The organism is Micromonospora sp. NPDC047793, from assembly GCF_040642635.1.
Taxonomy (GTDB): domain Bacteria; phylum Actinomycetota; class Actinomycetes; order Mycobacteriales; family Micromonosporaceae; genus Micromonospora.
Genome location: NZ_JBEYSG010000006.1, coordinates 34,674 through 54,591, shown reverse-complemented (window position 1 = coordinate 54,591; position 19,918 = coordinate 34,674). Strand labels below are relative to the sequence as shown.

Sequence of the window (19,918 nt, the reverse complement as noted above, 5' to 3'; positions counted from 1 at the left end):
ACCGTCAGGGTTGCTGGCGACGCGGCAACGACCGGCCCGCCGCCGCGTTCACCTCCACCGACCCACCGATGCGCTCCATCGTGCGGGCCAACTGCGCGCGACCGTCGTCGAGATGCCGCGCCGCCGCCTGCATGTGCGAGATCATCATCTCGCCGTAGATCCGCAGCGCCTCCCGCGCGGCCACCCCGTCGTCGAAGGTGGGCCCCGCCGACGCCCGGTAGTCCTGCACCGCCCGCTCCGCCTGCTGCCGGGCCTCCTCCACCGCCGCCCGCACGTAACTCTCGTACTGGGTCCGGGCGTACTCGGCGACCCGCCGCGCGTAGTCGTGCGCCTGCGCGATGATCTGCTCGGCCTCCCGCTGCGCCGCCGACAGCAGGTTCACCTCCTTGGCCGCCGGGGCCTGCGGCGTCGGACCCGAAGTCGGGAACACCCCGTGCCGGTGCAACTCCACATGGCCGGTGAGCATCTCGTTCTCCGCCCGCAGATCCGCCACCCGCGTCGAGAGCCGATCCAACTCGTCGGCCACCTGCATCCGGAACCGGTCCACCCCGGACTGGTCGTAGCCACGCCGGGCGAACGACGCCGACCCGAACTCCCACCGCCGCACCCGGTCGGCGGTCAACCGCACCGGCACCCCACCGGACACCGGGGTGCCGTCGTACCGGCCGATCGGGGCCGTACCCACCGAACCGGCCCGCCACTGGTCATCACTCACCGGACACCTCCGGAATCGTCGGGGACGGAAGGACTCTGCATCGCCGTACGCCACGCGGGGCCGTACCACTGCGCACCCAGACCCTCGTGGTGCACCCGCCCGGGATGGAAACCGGCGCGGGTCAACGCCGTCACCGCGTACGTCACCATGTCGTCGGACCCGCACACGTACACGTGACGGGACCGCCAGTCGCCGTCGGCCAGCGCCCGATCCACCGGATGCACGAACTCCCCCGGCCGGTCCAGGTCCACCCCCACCACCTGGGTCACCCGCAACCACGGATACGACGACGCCCACTTCTCCAGCAGGTCACCGTCGTAGAACTCGGTCCGCGACCGCGCCCCCACGTACAGGTCGACCTGCCGACCCGACCCCTCCGCGGACACCTGCTCCACCAACGCCCGCACCGGCGCCCACCCGGTCCCACCGGCCAGCAGCAACAGATCCGCCGACCCGGACGACCGCAACGTCAACGACTCCCCCACCGCCGCCGACAGGTGCAGCTGATCGCCCACCGCGCACCCGTACACCAGCCGCGACGACACCGCGCCACCCGGCGCCGCCCGCACGTGCAACTCCAGAGTGCCGTCCTGACGGGGGGCGTTCGCCGGCGAGTAGTACCGCCACGCCCGCACCGCCGGATGCGACACCCCGATCGACTGCCCCGCCGTGAACGGCAGAAGATACTGCGGACGCACCGTCAGCACCGCCACGTCGAAACCCCGCCGCTCATGGCCGACGATCTCCGCCACCCACCACGGTGGATTCACCGCCTCGGCGGCCTGCGCCGCCTCGACCATCACCTGCGCCACCAACCCGTACGCCGCCGCCCAGTCCTGTGCCAGCTCCTCGGTCCACTGGTCACCGAGGAAGTGCCGCAGCGTCGCCAGCAACGCCTCACCCACCGCCGGATAGTGCTCCGCGCGCACCGCGAACTTGCGATGGTCGGCACCGAGGTCCTGCAGGAAACCCACCAGCCGGTCCACCTGGTCCACCTGGGACACGATGTGACCGAGCGCGGTCACCAGCCGGTCCCGCTGCCCCGCCATGTTCGTCGGGAACATCTGCCGGGTCTCGGGATGCGCCAGGAACAACGTCGAGTAGAAGTACAGCGGAACCTGGTCACCGTGCGCGGCGACCGACGCCCAACTCCGCTTCAGACGAGAGACGTCCACAGCTCAGGCGTCCGCCCGGCCGTCGCCGGCCACCACCTGGTCCTGCACCGCCGCCAGCACCGCCTGCACGTCGGTGATGACGTCGCCGGGCACCCCCAACTGCGTCAACGTCGCCGTCAGATGCTCACCCACCCGCACGTAGTGCGCCACCGGGATCTGCAACGGCCGGTGCGCGGTAGCCAGGTCCCGGCCCGCGTACTCGTTCGGGCCACCCAGCACCACGGTCAGCATCAACGCCATGTGGCGACGCTGGACCGCCATGTCCACCTCGGTGAAGTAGCCGGCCAGCTCCGCGTCGGCCAACACCCGGTCGTAGAACAGCTCGACGGCGGCCCGCACCGCGGCGGCCCCGCCGATCCGCTCGAAGTGCGACACGGGGATGGTCTCGTCGGTGACCGTCACAGGTCAGTCCTTCCGCAGGGAGAGAGTGCACAGACGCGCGGCAATCGGCGCGACGCCCGCCACCGGCACCCCCGCCGTCGCGGCGAGGTGTCAGGCGGACCGGATCGGACGATAGCGTGCCGCGCCGCGCCCGTCTGTCCCGCACGGATCTCCACCGCCAGCACGCGGACACACACCGTGACAGATCAGAGGAAGATGACCGCACATCGTAGCGGCGTGATCACCGGCGGCGATCGGGGCGAGCCGTACACGCGTCACCGCACACGCTGCTCAGCGGGCACTGGTGTCGGCCCCGCCGCACCGCACCACCGTTACACCCACGACCCGACCCGAGACACAGCGTGATCGACAAAAACGTCCGCAGAAAACCACGCCCACACCGGCGGGCGGACGACCCTCAGCCGGCCCGCCGCCGCGCCCGACGCGCCGCCAACTCGTCACCCAGATCCCCGCCCGCGGGGACCTCCGGCTCCGGCTCCACCACGCCCCCCACCGGCTCCGCCGGCAGGTGCGACAACGACCCCTGGATCTCCTTGAACGCGCCACCGATCGCGATACCGAACACCCCCTGGCCGCCCTGCAACAGGTCGACCACCTCCTCCGGGGAACGACACTCGTACACCGTCGTCCCGTCGGAGATCAGCGTGATGCCCGCCAGATCCTCCACCCCACGCGACCGCAACGCCTCGATCGCCTTACGGATGTTCTGCAACGACACCCCGGCGTCCAGCAACCGCTTCACGACCTTCAACACCACCAGGTCCCGGAACGAGTACAACCGCTGCGTACCCGAACCCGAAGCGTCCCGCACACTCGGCACCACCAGCGCCGTCCGCGCCCAGTAGTCCAACTGGCGGTAACTGATCCCCACCGCATGGCAGGCCGTCACACCCCGGTACCCCACCGCACCGTCACCGTCAGTCGCCGAACCAGGCATCCCACCCGACTCGTCCCACCCCGTAACCGGATCGGAATCTCGCGGCTCGTGCATCCGGACAACCTCCCCGTCAGTGCGGTGACACGTCGCTTCCGGGACGCGTACCCCTCGACACGGCAACCCTATAGCGACCGCCCAGGGTTACCACGGAGAAACCGCCGCGACACGCCGCGCATCGACAGCGACGACCATCACCATCACCGACCGTAACGCCACGATGGTGGTCCGCACCTGCACACCGGCCCGGGCCCACAGCCCGGACCACCGATCAACCGGCGAAGTCCTCCGGCCGCACCTGCTCCAGGAACTCCCGGAACTTCTCCACCTCGTCCTCCTGCTCATCGGGAATCACGATCCCCGCCTCACTGAGGACCTGCTCGGCACAACGAATCGGCGCACCGACCCGCAACGCCAACGCGATCGAATCACTCGGCCGCGCCGAGACCCGCACCCCGTCACCGATCAACAGATCGGCGAAGAACACGTTCTCCTTCAGCTCGGTGATCTCCACCGCCCGCAACGGCGCCTTCAACGCCGCCAACACATCCCGCAGAAGATCATGGGTCAACGGCCGGGCCGGCTTGACACCCTGCTGCTCGTAAGCGATCGCCGTCGCCTCGACCGCGCCGATCCAAATCGGCAGATAGCGGTCACCCTCGACCTCCCTGAGCAGGACGATCGGCTGGTTACTGGGCAACTCCACCCGAACCCCGACCACGCTCAGCTCGCGCACCGCCGCCTCCGTGTCGTTGTCACCTACGCCGCACCGCGCCCTTCACTGCACGGTACACGGACCGCGACACGGCCATCTCACGCGCTCCGCGCACCACGCCCGTGCCCAGAAGGGGTTACCCCCGCAAGCCTACGCCACTCACCAACCCGCCGATCAGCGCGCACACGCACCTCACCGACCCAACGTCGACCGCAACCCCACCCGCACCAACGCCGCATGCAACTGCTGCGACAACGCCACCAACTCCCGCGCCGTCTCCGCCGCCCGCGCCCGCGCCGCCGGATCACTCTGCCGCGCCAACGGCGCCACCAACTGCGCGAACAGACCCACCTCCCGATCCGCCGCCGTCCGGTAACCCCGCAGATGCCGAGGCTGGAACCCGTACGCCGCCAAACCGGCCACCGCCTTCGCGATGATCAACGCATCGCCGTCGTACCAGCCCGGCGGATCCGACACCACCAACCCGAGCCGCTCCAACTCGCCCAACGTCGACTCGTCCAGCCCACTGCGCGCCACCAACTGCGTACGATCCAGCCGCACCTGACCCGACTCGACCGACGACGCCGCACCACGCCCCGGCACCTCACCGTCCGGGCCCACCGCCACCAACGCCGGCCGCGACCGCTCCGGCGCCGCACCGTCGGCATCCCACTGCGCCAACTGCTCACGAATCACCCGCAACGGCAGATACTGATCCCGCTGCGCAGTCAACACGAACCGCAACCGCGACACATCGTCCCAGCTGTACTTCCGATAACCAGCCGCCGTGCGCTGCGGCTCCACCAGACCCTCGGCCTCGAGGAACCGCAGCTTCGAAATCGTCACGTCAGGAAAATCCACCCGCAACTGGGCCAGCACCTCGCCGATACTCATCAACGGCTGGGCGCGACCCACCCCGGACGGCGGAGAAGCCGCAGGCTCGTTCACCCCCGGCCGGCCTCCCCCTCCGGGCGCGGACCGGCGATGAACACGACCCGGAACTTACCGATCTGCACCTCGTCACCATTGCTCAACGTGGCGGCCTCGACCCGCTCCCGATTCACGTACGTGCCGTTCAAACTGCCCACGTCACGCACCGTGAACGTCCCACCGTCCCGGTGGAACTCCGCGTGCCGACGCGACACCGTCACGTCGTCGAGGAAGATGTCACTGTCCGGATGCCGCCCACTGGTTGTCACGTCGTGATCCAGCAGGAACCGCGCACCCGCGTTCGGACCCCGACGAACCACCAGCAGCGCCATCCCCGGCGGCAGCGAACCGGACATCCGGCTCGGCACCACATCGGTGTCCGGCCCCTCCAGCGCTTCCTCGAGCGAACCGAGATTGAGCGTCGACGTGACGTCGAGCGGGGGGAACTCGTCGCCTGGGCGAGTCATGGGGACCACCTCACGGATCTGTTTCGGTCGGCGTCGGGAGACGGCGGGTCCGGCCGCCGGGTACACATCACCCGGCGGCTGGCTCTCCGTGCCCGGAAAGGCTGTCCGCGACGCACAACTAATTGGGTTCTCGGTCGACTGGGCGAGCCTAGCCAGCGCCGAAAAACAGGGCAACCGGACGCGCGGCACACACACCGACCGCCCGCCCGGAAAACGAATCAGCTCTCGGTCAACTCGCGATACGCGTCCGCGGACAGCAAACCCTCCACCGCCGCCGGATCCGCCGGAGAGATCTCCACCAACCAACCCACACCGTACGGGTCCGTGTTGATCACCTCAGGCGTGTCGACCAGCGCCTCGTTGCGCGCCGACACCGTACCGCCCACCGGGGCGTAGATCTCCGACACACTCTTGGTCGACTCGATCTCACCCAACGACTCACCAGCCGCCACCACCGCACCGGACTCCGGCAACTGCACATACACGATGTCGCCCAACGCGTCCTGCGCGAAATGAGTGATGCCCACCCGCACGGCACCACCGTCGACAGGCGCCACCCACTCGTGCTCAGCGGAGTACCGCAGTTCCTCAGGAATCACCAGCAGCGTCCTCATCCATCGGTGGCACCGGTCCGACCGGTGCCGGCCCCACCCGGCCTCACGAGACCGGACGGGCGTGTTCCAGCGTGCTCGGCACGTGCAGCGCCGAAACCTCGGCAACCTCACGATCCTCAACGATCACGTTACCGCCGTTGCCCGCCACCACCGCCACCACCCCGCCAGGAATGTTGAGCGCCGTACGCATCGTCGCCGGATCCCCGATCACCGTGATCGTGAACGGACCCGTCAACCGACGCCCGTCCACGATCAACGACCCGTTCTCCCCGTCCAGGAAATACGTCGACGCCACGACCCGCACCGACGCGCGGTCACCACCGGAGATCTGCATCGCCTCCGCCCCGGCACCCCGCAACTCCTGCACCGCGTCCAGCACCCCGCTCGCCGAGATCGGCTTCGACCGCCCGGCCTCGAACCGCACCGCCAACCCCGGACCCCGCGCCGGCAACGTACCCGCCAGAATGCCCAACTCGTCCGCCCGCCGGGTCGCCTCCTCCAACGCCGCCTGGCGCCCCTGCTCACCCGACCGCAACTGGCGCTGGCTCTCCTCCAACGTGGTGATGTCCTGCCGCAGACGCGACTCCCGCGCCTCCAGGTCGTACAGGATCCGGACCAGGTCCTCCTGCCGCGCCGCCGCCAACGACGAATCCGTCGACGTCGTCTTCAACTGCACCGCCAGCGTGAACCCCAACAACACCAGCAGCACACCGATCATCACCGCCGCCGAACTGAACCGCCGCAACGGACTGACCGCTCCCGCCGCAGGCGCGCTCCCCGCCGACTCGTCCTCGGTGCGCCCACCGGAACCCGCACGCTCGCCGGAACCGTCAGGGTCGACGACCGGCTCACCGTCACCCGACTCCGGACGCCCCTGCGGCGACAACGGACTCAACTCGTCGGGATCCGGCGCGTCCGGACGCGGATCCGGCTCCCCCGCCGGCCCACCCGGCCGGGCCGGACCCGCCGGCTTCGGCCACCCCGTACCCGTCTCGGTGTGCTCGTCACTCACGACACCAACCTACGCCCGGAACAGGTGCCGGCGGATCGCCGCCACATTGCCGAAGATGCGGACCCCCAACACGACCACCACACCGGTGGACAACTGACCACCCACACCCAACTGGTCACCCAGATACACGATCAAGGCCGCGACCAGCACGTTCGAGATGAACGACACGACGAACTGCTTGTCGTCGAAGATCCGGTCCAACTTGGCCCGCACCCCACCGAAGACCGCGTCCAACGCCGCCACCACCGCGATCGGCAGGTACGGCTGCAACGCCGCCGGCACCGTCGGATCCAGCCACAACCCGAGCACCACACCGGCCAGCAGAGCCAGCACCGCGATCATCGACCACCTCCGGAAGGGCTGGGTGACGTACCCGAGTCGGACGACTCGTCACCGCCCGACGGCGACGCACTCGGACTCACCGCGGGCTCCGCGTAGCGTAGCCGCGACTCCGGCGCCGCCGGCAACGTGAGGCGGTCCGCGTCGCGCACCTCGAACGACAACCCGTTCACCTGCGACACCCGGCGCATCGTCAATGCACTCCGGCTGCCCTCGTACGCCTCACGCATCGATCCCGGACCGATCGCCGACACCTCGTACGGCCCGGTCACCGGCCGGAAGTCCACCAGGATCGCCTCACCCGCCGACCGGATCGTCGACGTCGCCGTCAACCGCTGGCCGTTGATCGCCACCGCCTCCGCCCCCGCACCCCACAGGTCGTTCGCCACCGCCTGCAGATCGCTGTAGAGCACCCACGACGGACCCGCCTTCGTCCCGCCCAACTGCTCCCCCGCCTTCGGACCGTCCGCCAACCGCACCACCACACCGTCACCGCGCACGCGACCCAGCCCCGTCCGCGCCTCCAGGTCCCGCAACCGCGCCGCCTGCGAACCACCCAACGCGGCCTCCCGCTGCCGGGTCACCTCCTCGCGCAACTGGTCGGCGCGCACGGACAGGTTGTCCGTCTCACCCTGCCGCTGCTTGATCTGCCCGACCAGCCCCGACCGGGCCTGCGCGCGCCCCGGCTCCTCGGCCATCGTCTGCCGGTACGCCACCGCGCAGAGGAAACCCAGCAGCAACACGACCACCACCGTGACCGGTCCCACCGACCATCCCGGACGCGCCGGCTTCCCGTTCCTCGCCCGACGGGCCGCCGCGTCGGCGTACCCCGGATCCAGCGGGTTCTGGAACAGCTCGGTGAGGAAGTCCGGGGTGAACCCCCGGTTCCGCTCGCTCATGCCGACACTCCGCTTCGCTGCGCGCCGGCATCACCACGGCACCGCTGACTCGCTCGCCGACGCTCGCTCATGCCGTCTCTCCTCGACCAGCCGCCCGGACCAGGTGACGCGCCTGGACCACGTAGAGCGCCCCGGCCACCCAGTAGAGCACCAGCCCCCACCAGGCCAGCGCCCAGCCCACCGCACCGGCCACCGCCGACGCGGCCGGCACCGAGGCGGCCACCAGCAACGTCGGGAACGCCGCAAGCAGCAGGAACGTGGCCGTCTTGCCGACGTAGTGCACCGGCGGCGGTCCGTAGCCGTAGCGGCGTAGCACCACCAGCGAACCGGCCAGCAGCAGCTCCCGGGCCAGCAGCGCGGCGGTGAACTGCCACGGCACCACGTCGCGCGCGGTGAACGCCACCAGCGTGGCGAGGATGTAGAGCCGGTCGGCGAGCGGGTCGAGCAACTCGCCGAGGCGACTGACCTGACGCAGCCGTCGGGCGATCCACCCGTCCACCCAGTCGCTGGTGCCGCCGACCGCGAGCACCACGATCGCGGCCACGTCGGCGCGGGCCACGAGGAACAGGTACAGGAAGACCGGAACGCCCAGCAGTCGGACGAAGCTGATCAGGTTCGGCAGGGTGAGGACCCGGTCGCCGGCACCTCGCGCGTCGACCTCGGGGGCCTGTGGTTGCTCTGCCCGAGCCGGTCGACGCGCCACCGAACCTCCTCCGCGGCACGCGACCCACCTCGGCCCCTGGGTCCGCCATGGAACGCCGTGCGCGCTGTCGAGCCGGCTGGCGCCGGCACCCCCCTGTGATCCCGATCCGGGATCTCCCCTGGCCCACCGCCCACCGTTGATGATCACAGGTCGGTCGGATGCGCTGCCACTATAGCGGGCTGTCGTCGCGCCCAGTCCCGCTCGACCGGTGTCGTCGGTGGTGTTCGTGCGGCACCGGTGTGAGGACCGTCACCACCGCTAAGGCATCCTAGGATGACAGGTGGGCGGGGGGTCAGGCGCTGCGGGCCGAGGAGTCCGGCGGCTGCGCAGTCGCGGCCTGACCGAAGGCCTTCAGCGCCCGCAGCAGGTCCTGCTGCACCCGCGCCGGCATCCGCTCCAGGACCGTCCGCACGGCGTCGTGACGGCGCGACCGCACCTCCCCCAGCAGGACCTCCGCCGCGGCCGTGGGCGTCAGGCGGACCTCACGCCGATCCCTCGGGTCGGTCTCCCGGCGCACCAGGCCGATCGCCTCCAGCCGGTCGCAGAGCCGACTGGCCGAGGAGGGTACGACGTCCAGCAGCTCCGCCAGGCCGTTGATGTTGGTCTCCGGCCGGCTGCTGAGCAGCGACAGCACCCGTAACTGGGTGGGCGAGACGGCCATCCGGTGCCGGACGGCGGCCGAGTCGAGCACACCCACCAACGACTCAGCGGCTGCGTCGATCGCCGCGGCGAGATTCGGTCGCTCCACCCGATGTCCCCTGCGATTGTCCCGCTCATACCACCCGAGGCCGTCAGTCCTGCGTCCGGCCGTCGGCACCACGCCAGTCCAGGCAGACCACCACGGCGTCGTCGCGGAGGTCGGCGTCCGCGTGGAATGCCTGCAACTCGCGCATCACCGTACCAACCGCCTCCGGCGGTGGCTGCAACCGCGTGGCCCGCATGGACCGTGCCATCGCCCGTTCCCCGTACGTCTCGCGTCCGCTGGGATCCGCGCCCCACACCCCGTCGGAGACCACGAACAACCGGTCCCCCGGGTCCAGGTCGAACTCCTGGAGGGCGTACCGGGTCTCGGCGAACATGCCCAACGGCAGCTGCTGCTCCAACGGAACCCGGGACACGGTGCCGCCGCGCAGCCGCAGCAGGTGCGGTGACCCGGCGTCCACCGCCTGCACCCGGCCGGTGGCGCAGTCCAGTTCAAGCAGGACAGTGGCCACGTGCCGGTGACCCCGGTGCTGGTAGTAGACCGTGTCGGAGGCCAGCTCGGCCTGCTCCACCAGGCCGCCGCCGGACCGGCGGGCGTTGCGCATCGCGTTCACCGTCACCGCCGTCAGCAGGGCGGCGGTGAGCCCGATCCCGTCGCCGTTGAGCACGGTCACGGTGAGCCGGCCGTCATCCACCGACCAGTCGAAGTGGTCACCACCCACCGTGTACGCCGGCTCCAGCTGACCGGCCAACTGGAACGAGCCGTGGCTGACACTGCGCCCCGGGAGCAGCTCCCACTGCAACTCGGCGGCCATGCTCAGGCGTTCCTGCCGACGCGCCCGCCGGTAACGGTCGGTCTCCCGGTCGGCGGCGTGCATCGCCAGCGCGACCTCACCGGCGATGTCCGCGGCGCGGCGCACCACGCTCTCCGACGGCTCCTCGGGCATCTCCACCATCAGCACGCCGAGCCGCTCGCCCCACACCGACAACGGCAGGTAGAGCTGGCACCCGCCGTCGGTCCCGCCGGCCCGGACCGGTTGCTGACTGCTGAAGCAGCGTTGCAGCGATCCCTGGAGGGCGTGGGCGGCAGCGTCCGGCCGCCGCGCGTCGAGCACCGGCCACAGGCCGCTGATCCGGTAGTCGGCGACGAACACGACGGTGCCCGACGCTCCCAGGACCGACTGGATGGCCCGGTCGGCGGCCTCGACCACGCGATCGGGCGGGGCCTCGCGCAGGGCGCGCGAAACCCCCGTGGGCCCATCCGGCATGTCGCTCCTCCGAAGATACTTGCTCTGGGGCAAGCATCATACGGAGGCGGTTCCATTCATGGTCACCCGGCCGACCGCACCGCCACCGCGCCGTGGAACGCGTCCGGCACCGCCTCCGGTGGGCCCTGCGGCCGCCAGTGGGTCACCGGCACGATGCCGTCCTCGGTCGGCGTCCAACGCCCCAGCAGCGGCCCGAACGCCGCCGGCGCCCGCATCCGGAACGCCGGCCCCATCATGGCCAGTGCCTCCGGATGACCGGCGAGTTCCTCGGTGTCGAAGTCGATCGCCAGGTGGCTGCCGGGTGCGGCAGCCGTGTAGAGCTCGTCGAGGGTCCGGGCGAGCGTCTCGTCGTCGAGGAAGGCGGCGAGGCCGAGGAACACCACCCCCACCGGCCGCCGGCCCCACCCGGGCACGAACCGGTGCAGCAACGCCGGATCGATCGTGCCGACGTCCGTGGCGTCACCGAAGCCGTACCCGGCCCGGTCGCTGCCGGCCAGGATCTGCTGCCCCGACCGGATGGTCACCGGGTCCACGTCGGTGTAGAGGACGGTGGCGTCGGGCGCGGCCTCGTGCACGTTGCCCATCGTCGGCACACCGGCACCGAAGACCAGGAAGCCGTCCACACCGGTGGCGGCGATCGCGCGGACCGAGCGGCCCAGGAAGGCGCGCAGCGCCCGGAAGACCGGGGCACAGGGCCCGTACGCCTGCTCGAAGGCGCGGGCGGCCGCCACGTCGACCGGGTGGTGGTGCTCCCCGCCGAGCCAGAAATCGATCATCCGTGCGGTGCTCGGCTGGTCGGGCTCCACCATCGACGACGCTCCCTCCCCGGCAGTCGCCGTCAGCGTACCGACCCGGTGCCGCTCACCGGTATCGCCCCGCCGGGCCCGCCACGGCCGCGATACTTGGCTCCGGACGACGACCGGCGGCGGGAAGGTGCTCGTGGACCCGATCAACGGCGCGGCGGTGGTGGTCGGTGTGGACGGCTCCGAGCCGGCCCGCGCCGCGATCCGGCTCGCCGCCACCGAGGCGGCCCGACAGGACCTGCCGCTGCGGGTCCGGCACGCCTTCATCTGGCCGCTGCTGCGGACGCCGGTCACCGCGGTCACCGACGACCGACCCGGCACCGGACTGCGGGAGCAGGCCGAGCAGGTGGTGGCCGACGCGGTCGACGAGGCCGGCGCGGTCGCGCCCGGCCTGCGGGTCACCGGCGAGATCGTCGACGGCGAGGCCGCCGCGGTGCTGCTGGACGCCGCCCCCACCGCCGCGATGATCGTCCTCGGCCATCAGGGCCTCGGTGGGCTCGGCGCCCTCGTGGTGGGCTCCGTCACGGCCACGGTGGCCGCGTCGGCCGGCTGCCCGGTGCTGGTGGCCCGCGGCACCGCGCAGACCGACGGGCCGGTCGTGGTCGGCGTGGACGGCACCGAGGCGTCCCGGACCGCGATCGAGTTCGCGGTCCGGACCGCCGCCCTGCGCGGCGCCTCCGTCGTCGCGACCCACGCCTACCGGCATCCGGTCTCCACCGGCCCCGGTGACATGCAGCCGCTGGTGTACGACGAGTCCGAACTGCGCGCCGACGAGGACCGGCTGCTCGCCGAGTCGCTCGCCGGTCTGGCCGAGCGGTACCCGGAGGTGCCGGTCACCCGAGAGTCGGTACGCGGACGGGCCGGCACCGTGCTCACCGACGCCTCCCGCCGCGCCCAGCTGCTCGTCGTCGGCGGCACCGGTCACGGTCCGGTCGGCGGCCTGCTGCGCGGCTCCGTGAGCCAGGCGGCGCTGCGCCACAGCCACTGCCCGGTCGCGGTGGTCCACACGCCGGGGGTTGGCGGCGGTCCACGCGGGTAGACGGGCGCGTCCGTCACCGTGACGACCGGAGGAGACAGCGATGCCAGGACCGCGTCCGGGTAGCAACGCCTACGACAAGCAGCGCGCCCGCATCCGCAACGCCGTCGACGACTCGGGTCGGCGCGCCTCGGACGAGAAGGCCGACGAGACCGCCAACCGGATCCTCCAGGAGGATCGGGGACAACGCGGCGTGGTCCGGGGTGACCGCACCTACGGTCCGAAGGGCAACCGCGAACCGGGCGACCCGAAGAAGTGAGGGGCGGGTACCTCGCCGACGGGCTCATCGCCGGGGCGGTCGGCACGCTGGCGCTGAACACGGTGACCTACCTGGACATCGTGGTGCGGGCCCGGGCGGCCAGCCAGACCCCGGAGGAGAGCGCCGGCAGGGTGGCCGACGCGGCCCACCTGGACCTGGGCGCGCCGCCGCAGGCCGCCCACCGGCGCGCCGGGCTCGGCGCGTTGATGGGGTACGGGCTCGGGGTGGCCGCCGCCGTCGGCTTCGCCGCGCTGACCCGTGGGCGGCGGCAGCCGATCCTGCGCTCCGCCGCTCTGCTCGGCGGCGGGGCGATGACGCTCTCCGACGGGTCGTTGACGCTGCTCGGTGTCACCGACCCGCGCACCTGGCGGCGCGTCGACTGGCTGGCCGACCTCGTGCCGCACCTCGCGTACGGGGTGACGGCCGCCGCCACCTGGAACCGGCTGCGGCGATCGGGCTAGTCCGGGCCACAACGGGTACTCCCGCGAGATGGGCGATCACCGCGAGATGGCACGGGCCCTGCTCACCCGGCGCACGTACGCCGAGGAGGCGGGGATCACCCTCGCCGACCGGCCCGCGCCGCTGTACCAGCTGCTGGTGCTCGTCACGCTGTTGAGCACCCGGATCCGGGCCGGTGTGGCGGTGGCGGCGGCCCGGGAACTCTTCGCCGCCGGCTACCGCACCCCGCAGGCGATGGAGGCGGCGCGGTGGCAGCAGCGCGTCGACGCGCTCGGGCGGGGCCACTACCGCCGCTACGACGAGCGGACCGCGACGATGCTCGGCACCGGCGCCCGGCTCTGCCTGGACCGGTGGCACGGCGACCTGCGACGGCTGCACCGGGAGGCGGACGGTGACCCGACGGCGCTGCGCCGACTGCTCACCGAGTTCCCCGGCATCGGGCCCACCGGGGCGGACATCTTCCTGCGCGAGGTGCAGAGTGTCTGGCCGGAGCTGCGCCCGTACGCCGACCGGCGGGCGGTCGCCGGGGCCAAGCGGCTCGGGTTGCCGGCCACCCCCGACCGGCTGGCCGGGCTGGTCGACGACGACGACTTCGGCCGGTTCGCCTCGGCGCTGGTGCGGGTGGCGCTCGGCGAGGAGTCGGTGGGGCAGCTCAACCGGAGCGTGGCGGCCCGCTGACCGGCGTCACTAGGCGTCGCCGGGTTTGGTCAGGTGCCACACCAGCAGGGCGGCGAGCAGAGCCAGCACCACCAGTCCCCCGGAGATCCCGCTGCCTTCGGTCTCCGATCGGCCGGTGGTGCCGAAGTAGATCACCGCGAGGCCGGCCAGCACCGCGACGACCTTGCGGATGCCTCGGTCCTTCATCCGTCGCACGATAGAGCCGAACAGGCTTGGATGCCGGTTTTCGTCTGGTCTGTCCCCCGACTGGGCGATCAGTCGGTCTCCAGGTCGTCCAGTGAGATCTTGTGGCTCATCAGCCAGCGGGCCAGCGCCGACATCCCGAACAACCACAGCGGCGCCGACTCGGTGGTGCCGTTGGTGGCGAAGATGGCGAACCTCAGGTCCGGTGCCCGGTACGCCTCGATCCGCCAGCGGTGCTGCCGGTCCCGCCAGACCGCGGAGGGGTCCATGGCGTCACGGTAGGCGTCCGGGACGCCCGGCTGCCGGCCGATCGGTGGAATCCGCGTCGACCACCGTCCGGGCGTCGTCCGGCAACCGGCGGGTCCGGCCCTGCCGGTCCAGCAGCTCCAGCAGCGGCACCGCCACCCGGCGGGTGGTGTCCAGGGCCTGCCGGGCGGCACTGAGCGTGAACGGCTGCGGCAACGCGGCGAGCACCCGCACCGCCTGCTGCGGCGCGCCGGGCAGCAGCAGCACGTTGCCGGTCAGGCGCAGCAGCGCGCCGGCCCGTACCGCCGCGCCGATCTCGCGGACCCCGAGCCCGACGGCGGCCAGCCGGTCGGCGTCCGGAGCCCGGAACGGGTACGCCGCGAAGTCGTCGCGGACCAACGCCACCGCGCGGGCCACCGGCTCCGGCAGCGGATCAGCCCCGGCCGCGCCGACCCGACCGGCGGCCAGCCGCAGCGGCGCCCGCACCAGCGCCTCGACCAGCACCCGGTCGGGCAGGTCGAGCTGCCGGCGCAGCACCTCCACCGGGGCGCCCGCCTCCAGGGGATGCTCCCGGGAGTACCGGGTCACCGCCTCGGTGAGCCGCGCGGTCAGCCGCGCCCAGTGCTCCGGATCGGCCAGCCAGTCCCCCGCCACCGGGGCGACGTGCACCGGCACACCCGCGCGGGCCAGGTCCCCGGCCCGCACCAGGCCGCGTCGCCGCAGTTCACCGGCGAGGTCCGGCCGACCGTCCAAGGTGGCCAACACCGCCGCCCGGGCCGCCGCCGCGCCCCGCCGCCGCAACGGCGGCGGCAGCACGTCCAGGACGGTCACCCCACCGACGACGTGGTGGCGGCCCGGGTCGCGCAGCAACGCCCGGTCGCCGACGAGCAGCGGCACCGGACGCCCCAACCGCAACCGGACGGTGTCGCCGCCCAGCGGACGCACCCGCACCGGCACGGCCGCCGCACCCACGTGCAGGGTCAGCGTGGCCGGCAGCTCGGCCACCGGGTCGCCGGCCAGCCGCACGTCGACCAGGTCGGTGGACCGGAACCGACCCGGGGTGAGCAACGCGTCGCCGCGCGCGACCCGGTCCCGGGACACCCCGCGCAGGTTGACCGCCACCCGGGCCACCGGGTCGACGGCGTCGCGGGCCTCGCCCAGGCGGTGCAGGCCCCGTACCCGCACCAGGTCACCGGTGCCGGCCAGTTCCAGCTCGTCACCGACCCGCAACCGGCCCACGCCGAGGGTGCCGGTGACCACCGTGCCGCTGCCGCGCACCGTGAAATGACGGTCGACCCAGAGCCGCACCGGCGCCGCGTGGTCGGCGGACGGCACGCGGGCAGCCAACCGGTCCAACGCGGCACGCAGCTCGGGCAGGCCGACACCGGTGACCCCGCTGACCACCACCGACTCCACCGCGCCCAGGGTGGTGGAGGCCAGCTCGGCCCGGGCGCGCGCCAGCGCCGGACCCGGATCGGCCAGGTCCGCGCGGGTCACCACGAGCAGGCCGTACGCGACGCCGAGCGCGTCCAGGGCGGCCAGGTGCTCGGCGGACTGGGGCATCCAACCCTCGTCGGCGGCGACGACCATCACGGCGGCGGGCACCGGGCCCACCCCGGCCAGCATGTTCGGCACGAACCGTTCGTGCCCGGGTACGTCCACGAAGGCGACGACGGCCCCGGACGGCAACGTGGTCCAGGCGAAGCCCAGGTCGATGGTCATGCCCCGACGGCGTTCCTCCGCCCGCCGGTCCGGTTCCATCCCGGTCAGCGCCCGCACCAGCGTCGACTTGCCGTGGTCGACGTGCCCGGCGGTGGCCACCACCAGCATGGTCAGTCGCCGTCCGGGACGGCGAGCACGGCGGCGCGGACGGTCGGGTCGGCGTGCTCCGGCACGCACCGCAGGTCCAACAGCAGCCGGCCCCGCGCCACCCGGCCGAGCACCGGCGGCTCACCGGTGCGCAGCGGTGCGGCGTAGCGCTCCGGCAGGCTCAACGCCCACGAGTCCAGCTCCACGCCGGGAGCACCGCCACCGCCCACCACCGCCGCCGACGGCACCACCTCGGCCTTACGACCCTCGGCGGCCAGGGCGTCCCGCAGCCGCTCGGTCCGGGCCCGCAGCAGCGCCGCGTCGGCATGCAGGGCCGTCCGGGTGGGGGTGGCCGGATCGCCGAGGGTGGCGGCGAGCGCGGCCAGGGTCAGCTTGTCCACCCGCAGCGCCCGGGCCAGCGGAGACCGACGCAGCCGCTCCACCAGTGCGGCCGAGCCCAGCAGCAGCCCGGCCTGCGGGCCACCCAGCAGCTTGTCGCCGCTGGCGGTGACCAGGTCCGCCCCGGCCCGCAGGGTCGTCGCCGCGTCCGGTTCGTCGGGCAGCAGCGGGTCGGGCGCGAGCAGCCCCGACCCGATGTCCACCACCACCGGTACGCCGAGCGCGGCCAACCGCCGGACCGGCACCGCCGACGTGAAACCGGTGACCCGGAAGTTCGACGGGTGCACCTTGAGCACGAAACCGGTGCGGGGACCGATCGCGGCGGCGTAGTCGGCCGGCGTGGTGCGGTTGGTGGTGCCGACCTCCCGTAGCCGCGCCCCGGTGCTGGTCAGCAGGTCCGGCAGGCGGAACCCGTCCCCGATCTCGACCAGCTCGCCCCGGCTCACCACGATCTCGGCGTCGGCGGCCAGCACGGTGGCGGCCAGCACCAGAGCGGCGGCACCGTTGTTGACCACGTGCACCGCCTCGGCCTCCGGCACGGCGGCGGCGAGCGCGTCGACGGCGTCGCGACCCCGCCGGGCACGTCGGCCCGTACCCAGATCCATCTCGACGTCGGTGTGCCCGGCGGCGGCGACCACGGCGGCCACCGCCGCGTCGGAGAGGGCGGCCCGCCCGAGGTTGGTGTGCAGCAGCACGCCGGTGGCGTTGAGCACGGCACGCGGGGCCGCCGACGGCAGCGCGGCCAGCGCCTCGACGGAGACCGCCTCGGGGGTGATCTCACCGCGCCGGGCCCGGTCCTGCGCCTGCCGGACGGCGACCTTCACCCGCTCCCGACCCAGGGCGGCGGCGGCCGCGACCAGCCGGGGATCGGCCAGCAGCGCGTCGGTACGCGGCACCCGGCGGCGCGGGTCGGCGACGCCGTCGCCCATCGCGTCATCTCCTCACCGTGTGGCGGAGACGGACGGGAATCGAACCCGCCTGGCCCGGATCCCGGACCACACCGGTGTTGAAGACCGGGAGGGGCACCAGCCGCCTGAACGCCTCCACCCAGCATTGGATCACAGCACCCACCCGGCCGTACGGCCGAGTCGGCACCCGATCACCGCCCGGCCGTCGCCTCACCGGCGCGCCGCGCCAGACGCTCCCGCTGCGGCAGCACCGTGTACTTCGGATCCCGGGCCGAGGCCACCCCCGCGTGGAACACCCCGAAGCGGGTCGCCACCGACGCGGCCAGCAACGCCGCGCCGGAGGCCGCCGACAGCACCCGGCTGCGGGCACCCACCAGCGCCCCGGCCACCCCGGCCACGGTCAACGCCCGCCCGACCCGCAGCAACCGGCCGCCGCGACCCGTGCGGTACGGCTCGCCGAGCAACCCCGACCGGGTCTCCAACCGGTGCGCGCCGACCAACTCCAGAGCGGCACCGGCCACCGCCATCCGCCGCGCCGGACCGGCCTGCGCGGGCGGCACGGCGAGCAGCCCCACCCCGGCACCGCTGGCCAGGGCGCTGCCGGCGAAGACGAACGGCAGGTGCGGGTACGCCTCGTGCCACGACGGCACGGCCGTGTCCGCCAGCAGCACCGCCGTGTACGTGCCCAGGGCCGGCGCGGTCGCCGCGGCGGCCAGCCCGGCGGCGTGCCCCACCGGCGGCAGCACCCGACGGACCAGCCCCAGCGGACCGCGCTCGGGCAGCAGCGGTGCCGCCTCGGCGATCGCGGCCAACCCGGCGGCCGGACCGTACGCGCTCAGGATCCAGGTCCCCACCGACATCGGCGACGTCGGCTTCGCCACCCGCAGCATGTGGTGGAACCGCTCCGGCCGTCCCAGGTCCTTGACCAGCAGGCCCGCGCTGGCGGTGACCGCGACCAGCGCGGCGACCCGGCCGACGCGCCGCAGCGCCGGCCGACCGGTCACCTGCCCGCCCGCCGCCAGCAGCGACGAACCGGCGGCCAGCCCACCGGTGAACAGGTACGCGGCGATCTCCCAGGTCCACACCGGCGGTTTCAGGATCGGTCGGCCGTAGTAGGAGCGGAACTCCGCCCGGGGCACCGCCAACTCCTCGCCGCCACGTCCGCCGCGGCGACCGCCGGTGCGGTCGTCGGTGCGGCCGTCGGCCGCCTGGTCGCGGAAGCGACGGAACCGGTCACCCACCTCCGGCTCGCGGGGGGTCACCGCCGACCACCGAGGAACGCGCCCACCGCCACCGCCGCCATCGCCAGCGCGGCGACCCCGGCACGCTGCCACATTCTCGGCAGATCCCGGGTCGTGACCTGCGGATCCGGTGGCAGGCCGTACACCTCCGGTTCGTCCAGAAGCAGGAAGAACGCACCGTCACCACCGACGCCGTCGGCCGGGTCGTGACCGTAGAGCCGTGCCTCGGGCGTCCCCCGCTCGTGCAGCGTGGCGACCCGGGCGGCGGCCCGTTCCCGCAACTCGTCGAGCGGACCGTACTGGATCGACTCCGTCGGGCACGCCTGCGCGCAGGCCGGTGTCAGGCCGGCACCGATCCGGTCGTAGCACAGCGTGCACTTCCACACCCGGCCGTCGTCGACCCGCCGGTCGATGACGCCGTACGGGCAGGCCGAGACGCAGTACCCGCAGCCGTTGCAGATGTCCTCCTGGACCACCACCGTGCCGAACTCGGTGCGGAACAGCGACCCGGTCGGGCAGACGTCCAGGCAGGCCGCGTGGGTGCAGTGCTTGCACACGTCGGACATCATCAGCCAGCGGAAGTCCGACCGGCCCTCCGCACTGCCGGTACGCCCCGGCGGCCCGGCGGCGGGCATGCCCAGGAACTCGGTCATCCGGGCGGCGACCGCCGGATCACCCGGCGGCAGCCCAGGATCGGTGCCGGTCGCGTGGCTCGTGTCGGTCGGGCTGCCGGTGCCGGCGGCGGTCGCCGCCGAGGCGGCGCTGACCGGGTCGCCGGTCGGCGTGCCGGGGAAGGGCGCGTCGTGGTGCCCGGCCGGACGAGGCTGCTCCACGAAGGCCACGTGCCGCCAGGAGTTCGCGGTCAACGCGCCGGTGTTGTCGTAGGACATGCCGAGCAGGTCCAGGCCGGAGGCCGGCACCCCGTTCCACTCCTTGCAGGCCACCTCGCACGCCTTGCAGCCGATGCAGACGCTGGTGTCGGTGAAGAAACCCATCCGTGGGGGCGCGTCGACCCAGCCGGA

At 72.9% G+C, this 19,918-nt stretch carries 25 protein-coding genes and 1 tRNA gene; 4 read left to right on the top strand and 22 right to left on the bottom strand.

The features are described from left to right. Positions 1 to 4 precede the first annotated feature (4 nt). The 15 genes from ABZ738_RS14730 to ABZ738_RS14660 form a co-directional block, all read right to left on the bottom strand. Positions 5 to 715, bottom strand: a complete 711-nt coding sequence (locus ABZ738_RS14730; protein WP_236145786.1) for a DivIVA domain-containing protein — start codon at positions 713 to 715, stop codon at positions 5 to 7. Next, positions 712 to 1,890, bottom strand: coding sequence for a globin domain-containing protein (locus ABZ738_RS14725; RefSeq protein WP_131053826.1), 1,179 nt, complete (start codon positions 1,888 to 1,890; stop codon positions 712 to 714). Before ABZ738_RS14725 ends, ABZ738_RS14730 begins: the two co-directional genes overlap by 4 nt. Positions 1,891 to 1,893: 3 nt before the next feature. After that, positions 1,894 to 2,292 (bottom strand): group 1 truncated hemoglobin, encoded by a 399-nt coding sequence (locus tag ABZ738_RS14720; RefSeq protein ID WP_131053827.1) that lies wholly within the window; start codon positions 2,290 to 2,292, stop codon positions 1,894 to 1,896. Positions 2,293 to 2,689: 397 nt separating this feature from the next. Continuing rightward, positions 2,690 to 3,229 (bottom strand): MerR family transcriptional regulator, encoded by a 540-nt coding sequence (locus ABZ738_RS14715; RefSeq protein ID WP_131053828.1) that lies wholly within the window; start codon positions 3,227 to 3,229, stop codon positions 2,690 to 2,692. Positions 3,230 to 3,497: 268 nt separating this feature from the next. Then, positions 3,498 to 3,962: a bifunctional nuclease family protein gene (locus tag ABZ738_RS14710; RefSeq protein ID WP_013733914.1), complete on the bottom strand. Its 465-nt coding sequence runs from the start codon at positions 3,960 to 3,962 to the stop codon at positions 3,498 to 3,500. A 171-nt stretch (positions 3,963 to 4,133) separates the two neighbouring features. Continuing rightward, positions 4,134 to 4,835, bottom strand: a complete 702-nt coding sequence (locus ABZ738_RS14705) for a MerR family transcriptional regulator (protein WP_176095855.1) — start codon at positions 4,833 to 4,835, stop codon at positions 4,134 to 4,136. A 50-nt stretch (positions 4,836 to 4,885) separates the two neighbouring features. Beyond that, positions 4,886 to 5,338 (bottom strand): FHA domain-containing protein, encoded by a 453-nt coding sequence (locus ABZ738_RS14700; protein WP_093402417.1) that lies wholly within the window; start codon positions 5,336 to 5,338, stop codon positions 4,886 to 4,888. 218 nt (positions 5,339 to 5,556) lie between these two features. Continuing rightward, positions 5,557 to 5,937 (bottom strand): glycine cleavage system protein GcvH, encoded by a 381-nt coding sequence (gcvH, locus tag ABZ738_RS14695; protein WP_357213847.1) that lies wholly within the window; start codon positions 5,935 to 5,937, stop codon positions 5,557 to 5,559. Positions 5,938 to 5,995: 58 nt separating this feature from the next. Beyond that, positions 5,996 to 6,964 carry a DUF881 domain-containing protein gene (locus tag ABZ738_RS14690; RefSeq protein ID WP_357213440.1) on the bottom strand — a complete coding sequence of 323 codons (969 nt, stop codon included), beginning with the start codon at positions 6,962 to 6,964 and terminating at the stop codon, positions 5,996 to 5,998. 9 nt (positions 6,965 to 6,973) lie between these two features. Further along, positions 6,974 to 7,306, bottom strand: a complete 333-nt coding sequence (locus ABZ738_RS14685; RefSeq protein ID WP_013733919.1) for a small basic family protein — start codon at positions 7,304 to 7,306, stop codon at positions 6,974 to 6,976. Then, entirely contained in the window at positions 7,303 to 8,202 is a 900-nt protein-coding gene (locus ABZ738_RS14680; RefSeq protein WP_131053832.1) for a DUF881 domain-containing protein, read from the bottom strand. The genes ABZ738_RS14685 and ABZ738_RS14680 overlap by 4 nt, the downstream gene beginning before the upstream one ends. 67 nt (positions 8,203 to 8,269) lie before the next feature. Then, entirely contained in the window at positions 8,270 to 8,905 is a 636-nt protein-coding gene (locus ABZ738_RS14675; protein WP_131053833.1) for a CDP-alcohol phosphatidyltransferase family protein, read from the bottom strand. Between the two features lie 292 nt (positions 8,906 to 9,197). Further along, positions 9,198 to 9,653: a MarR family transcriptional regulator gene (locus tag ABZ738_RS14670; RefSeq protein WP_131053834.1), complete on the bottom strand. Its 456-nt coding sequence runs from the start codon at positions 9,651 to 9,653 to the stop codon at positions 9,198 to 9,200. 43 nt (positions 9,654 to 9,696) lie between these two features. Beyond that, positions 9,697 to 10,875: a PP2C family protein-serine/threonine phosphatase gene (locus tag ABZ738_RS14665; protein ID WP_131053835.1), complete on the bottom strand. Its 1,179-nt coding sequence runs from the start codon at positions 10,873 to 10,875 to the stop codon at positions 9,697 to 9,699. Between the two features lie 62 nt (positions 10,876 to 10,937). Beyond that, entirely contained in the window at positions 10,938 to 11,684 is a 747-nt protein-coding gene (locus tag ABZ738_RS14660) for an SAM-dependent methyltransferase (RefSeq protein ID WP_131053836.1), read from the bottom strand. Positions 11,685 to 11,814: 130 nt separating this feature from the next. Here ABZ738_RS14660 and ABZ738_RS14655 point away from each other — a divergent pair, with 130 nt between their 5' ends. Genes ABZ738_RS14655 through ABZ738_RS14640 form a run of 4 tightly spaced genes read left to right on the top strand, consistent with a single transcriptional unit; the run spans position 11,815 to position 14,110 of the window. Beyond that, positions 11,815 to 12,717, top strand: coding sequence for a universal stress protein (locus ABZ738_RS14655; protein ID WP_357213434.1), 903 nt, complete (start codon positions 11,815 to 11,817; stop codon positions 12,715 to 12,717). A gap of 40 nt (positions 12,718 to 12,757) precedes the next feature. Next, positions 12,758 to 12,973 carry a phosphatidylethanolamine-binding protein gene (locus ABZ738_RS14650; RefSeq protein WP_357213431.1) on the top strand — a complete coding sequence of 72 codons (216 nt, stop codon included), beginning with the start codon at positions 12,758 to 12,760 and terminating at the stop codon, positions 12,971 to 12,973. Next, positions 12,970 to 13,434 (top strand): hypothetical protein, encoded by a 465-nt coding sequence (locus ABZ738_RS14645; RefSeq protein ID WP_357213428.1) that lies wholly within the window; start codon positions 12,970 to 12,972, stop codon positions 13,432 to 13,434. Before ABZ738_RS14650 ends, ABZ738_RS14645 begins: the two co-directional genes overlap by 4 nt. A gap of 28 nt (positions 13,435 to 13,462) precedes the next feature. Beyond that, on the top strand, positions 13,463 to 14,110 hold the full coding sequence (locus tag ABZ738_RS14640; RefSeq protein ID WP_131057745.1) for a hypothetical protein: 648 nt from the start codon (positions 13,463 to 13,465) through the stop codon (positions 14,108 to 14,110). A gap of 9 nt (positions 14,111 to 14,119) precedes the next feature. Here ABZ738_RS14640 and ABZ738_RS14635 read toward each other — a convergent pair whose 3' ends face one another. From ABZ738_RS14635 to ABZ738_RS14605, 7 genes are all read right to left on the bottom strand, one after another. Next, positions 14,120 to 14,296, bottom strand: a complete 177-nt coding sequence (locus ABZ738_RS14635) for a hypothetical protein (RefSeq protein ID WP_162854401.1) — start codon at positions 14,294 to 14,296, stop codon at positions 14,120 to 14,122. A 68-nt stretch (positions 14,297 to 14,364) separates the two neighbouring features. Further along, positions 14,365 to 14,562 carry a hypothetical protein gene (locus tag ABZ738_RS14630; RefSeq protein WP_013733930.1) on the bottom strand — a complete coding sequence of 66 codons (198 nt, stop codon included), beginning with the start codon at positions 14,560 to 14,562 and terminating at the stop codon, positions 14,365 to 14,367. Between the two features lie 4 nt (positions 14,563 to 14,566). Then, positions 14,567 to 16,369 carry a selenocysteine-specific translation elongation factor gene (selB, locus tag ABZ738_RS14625; RefSeq protein WP_357213423.1) on the bottom strand — a complete coding sequence of 601 codons (1,803 nt, stop codon included), beginning with the start codon at positions 16,367 to 16,369 and terminating at the stop codon, positions 14,567 to 14,569. Between the two features lie 2 nt (positions 16,370 to 16,371). Then, positions 16,372 to 17,676 (bottom strand): L-seryl-tRNA(Sec) selenium transferase, encoded by a 1,305-nt coding sequence (selA, locus tag ABZ738_RS14620; protein WP_357213420.1) that lies wholly within the window; start codon positions 17,674 to 17,676, stop codon positions 16,372 to 16,374. 20 nt (positions 17,677 to 17,696) lie between these two features. Next, positions 17,697 to 17,792 (bottom strand) — tRNA-Sec (locus tag ABZ738_RS14615). Positions 17,793 to 17,846: 54 nt separating this feature from the next. Continuing rightward, positions 17,847 to 18,917 (bottom strand): NrfD/PsrC family molybdoenzyme membrane anchor subunit, encoded by a 1,071-nt coding sequence (gene nrfD / locus ABZ738_RS14610; protein WP_176094168.1) that lies wholly within the window; start codon positions 18,915 to 18,917, stop codon positions 17,847 to 17,849. Further along, the gene (locus ABZ738_RS14605; protein WP_357213844.1) at positions 18,914 to 19,891 is read right to left on the bottom strand and encodes a 4Fe-4S dicluster domain-containing protein; all 978 of its coding nucleotides are present in this window, start codon (positions 19,889 to 19,891) and stop codon (positions 18,914 to 18,916) included. Before ABZ738_RS14605 ends, nrfD begins: the two co-directional genes overlap by 4 nt. Positions 19,892 to 19,918 lie beyond the last annotated feature (27 nt).

What these genes read in the sequence shown, in the direction of transcription:
- ABZ738_RS14715 (WP_131053828.1), bottom strand. Translation starts at nt 3,229, where the DNA reads ATGCCTGGTTCGGCGACTGACGGTGACGGTGCGGTGGGGTACCGGGGT.
- ABZ738_RS14705 (WP_176095855.1), bottom strand. Translation starts at nt 4,835, where the DNA reads ATGAGTATCGGCGAGGTGCTGGCCCAGTTGCGGGTGGATTTTCCTGAC.
- ABZ738_RS14700 (WP_093402417.1), bottom strand. Translation starts at nt 5,338, where the DNA reads ATGACTCGCCCAGGCGACGAGTTCCCCCCGCTCGACGTCACGTCGACG.
- ABZ738_RS14685 (WP_013733919.1), bottom strand. Translation starts at nt 7,306, where the DNA reads ATGATCGCGGTGCTGGCTCTGCTGGCCGGTGTGGTGCTCGGGTTGTGG.
- ABZ738_RS14680 (WP_131053832.1), bottom strand. Translation starts at nt 8,202, where the DNA reads ATGAGCGAGCGGAACCGGGGGTTCACCCCGGACTTCCTCACCGAGCTG.
- ABZ738_RS14665 (WP_131053835.1), bottom strand. Translation starts at nt 10,875, where the DNA reads ATGCCGGATGGGCCCACGGGGGTTTCGCGCGCCCTGCGCGAGGCCCCG.
- ABZ738_RS14660 (WP_131053836.1), bottom strand. Translation starts at nt 11,684, where the DNA reads ATGGTGGAGCCCGACCAGCCGAGCACCGCACGGATGATCGATTTCTGG.
- ABZ738_RS14650 (WP_357213431.1), top strand. Translation starts at nt 12,758, where the DNA reads ATGCCAGGACCGCGTCCGGGTAGCAACGCCTACGACAAGCAGCGCGCC.
- ABZ738_RS14640 (WP_131057745.1), top strand. Translation starts at nt 13,463, where the DNA reads ATGGGCGATCACCGCGAGATGGCACGGGCCCTGCTCACCCGGCGCACG.
- ABZ738_RS14635 (WP_162854401.1), bottom strand. Translation starts at nt 14,296, where the DNA reads ATGAAGGACCGAGGCATCCGCAAGGTCGTCGCGGTGCTGGCCGGCCTC.
- ABZ738_RS14630 (WP_013733930.1), bottom strand. Translation starts at nt 14,562, where the DNA reads ATGGACCCCTCCGCGGTCTGGCGGGACCGGCAGCACCGCTGGCGGATC.
- selB (WP_357213423.1), bottom strand. Translation starts at nt 16,369, where the DNA reads ATGCTGGTGGTGGCCACCGCCGGGCACGTCGACCACGGCAAGTCGACG.
- selA (WP_357213420.1), bottom strand. Translation starts at nt 17,676, where the DNA reads ATGGGCGACGGCGTCGCCGACCCGCGCCGCCGGGTGCCGCGTACCGAC.
- ABZ738_RS14605 (WP_357213844.1), bottom strand. Translation starts at nt 19,891, where the DNA reads ATGGGTTTCTTCACCGACACCAGCGTCTGCATCGGCTGCAAGGCGTGC.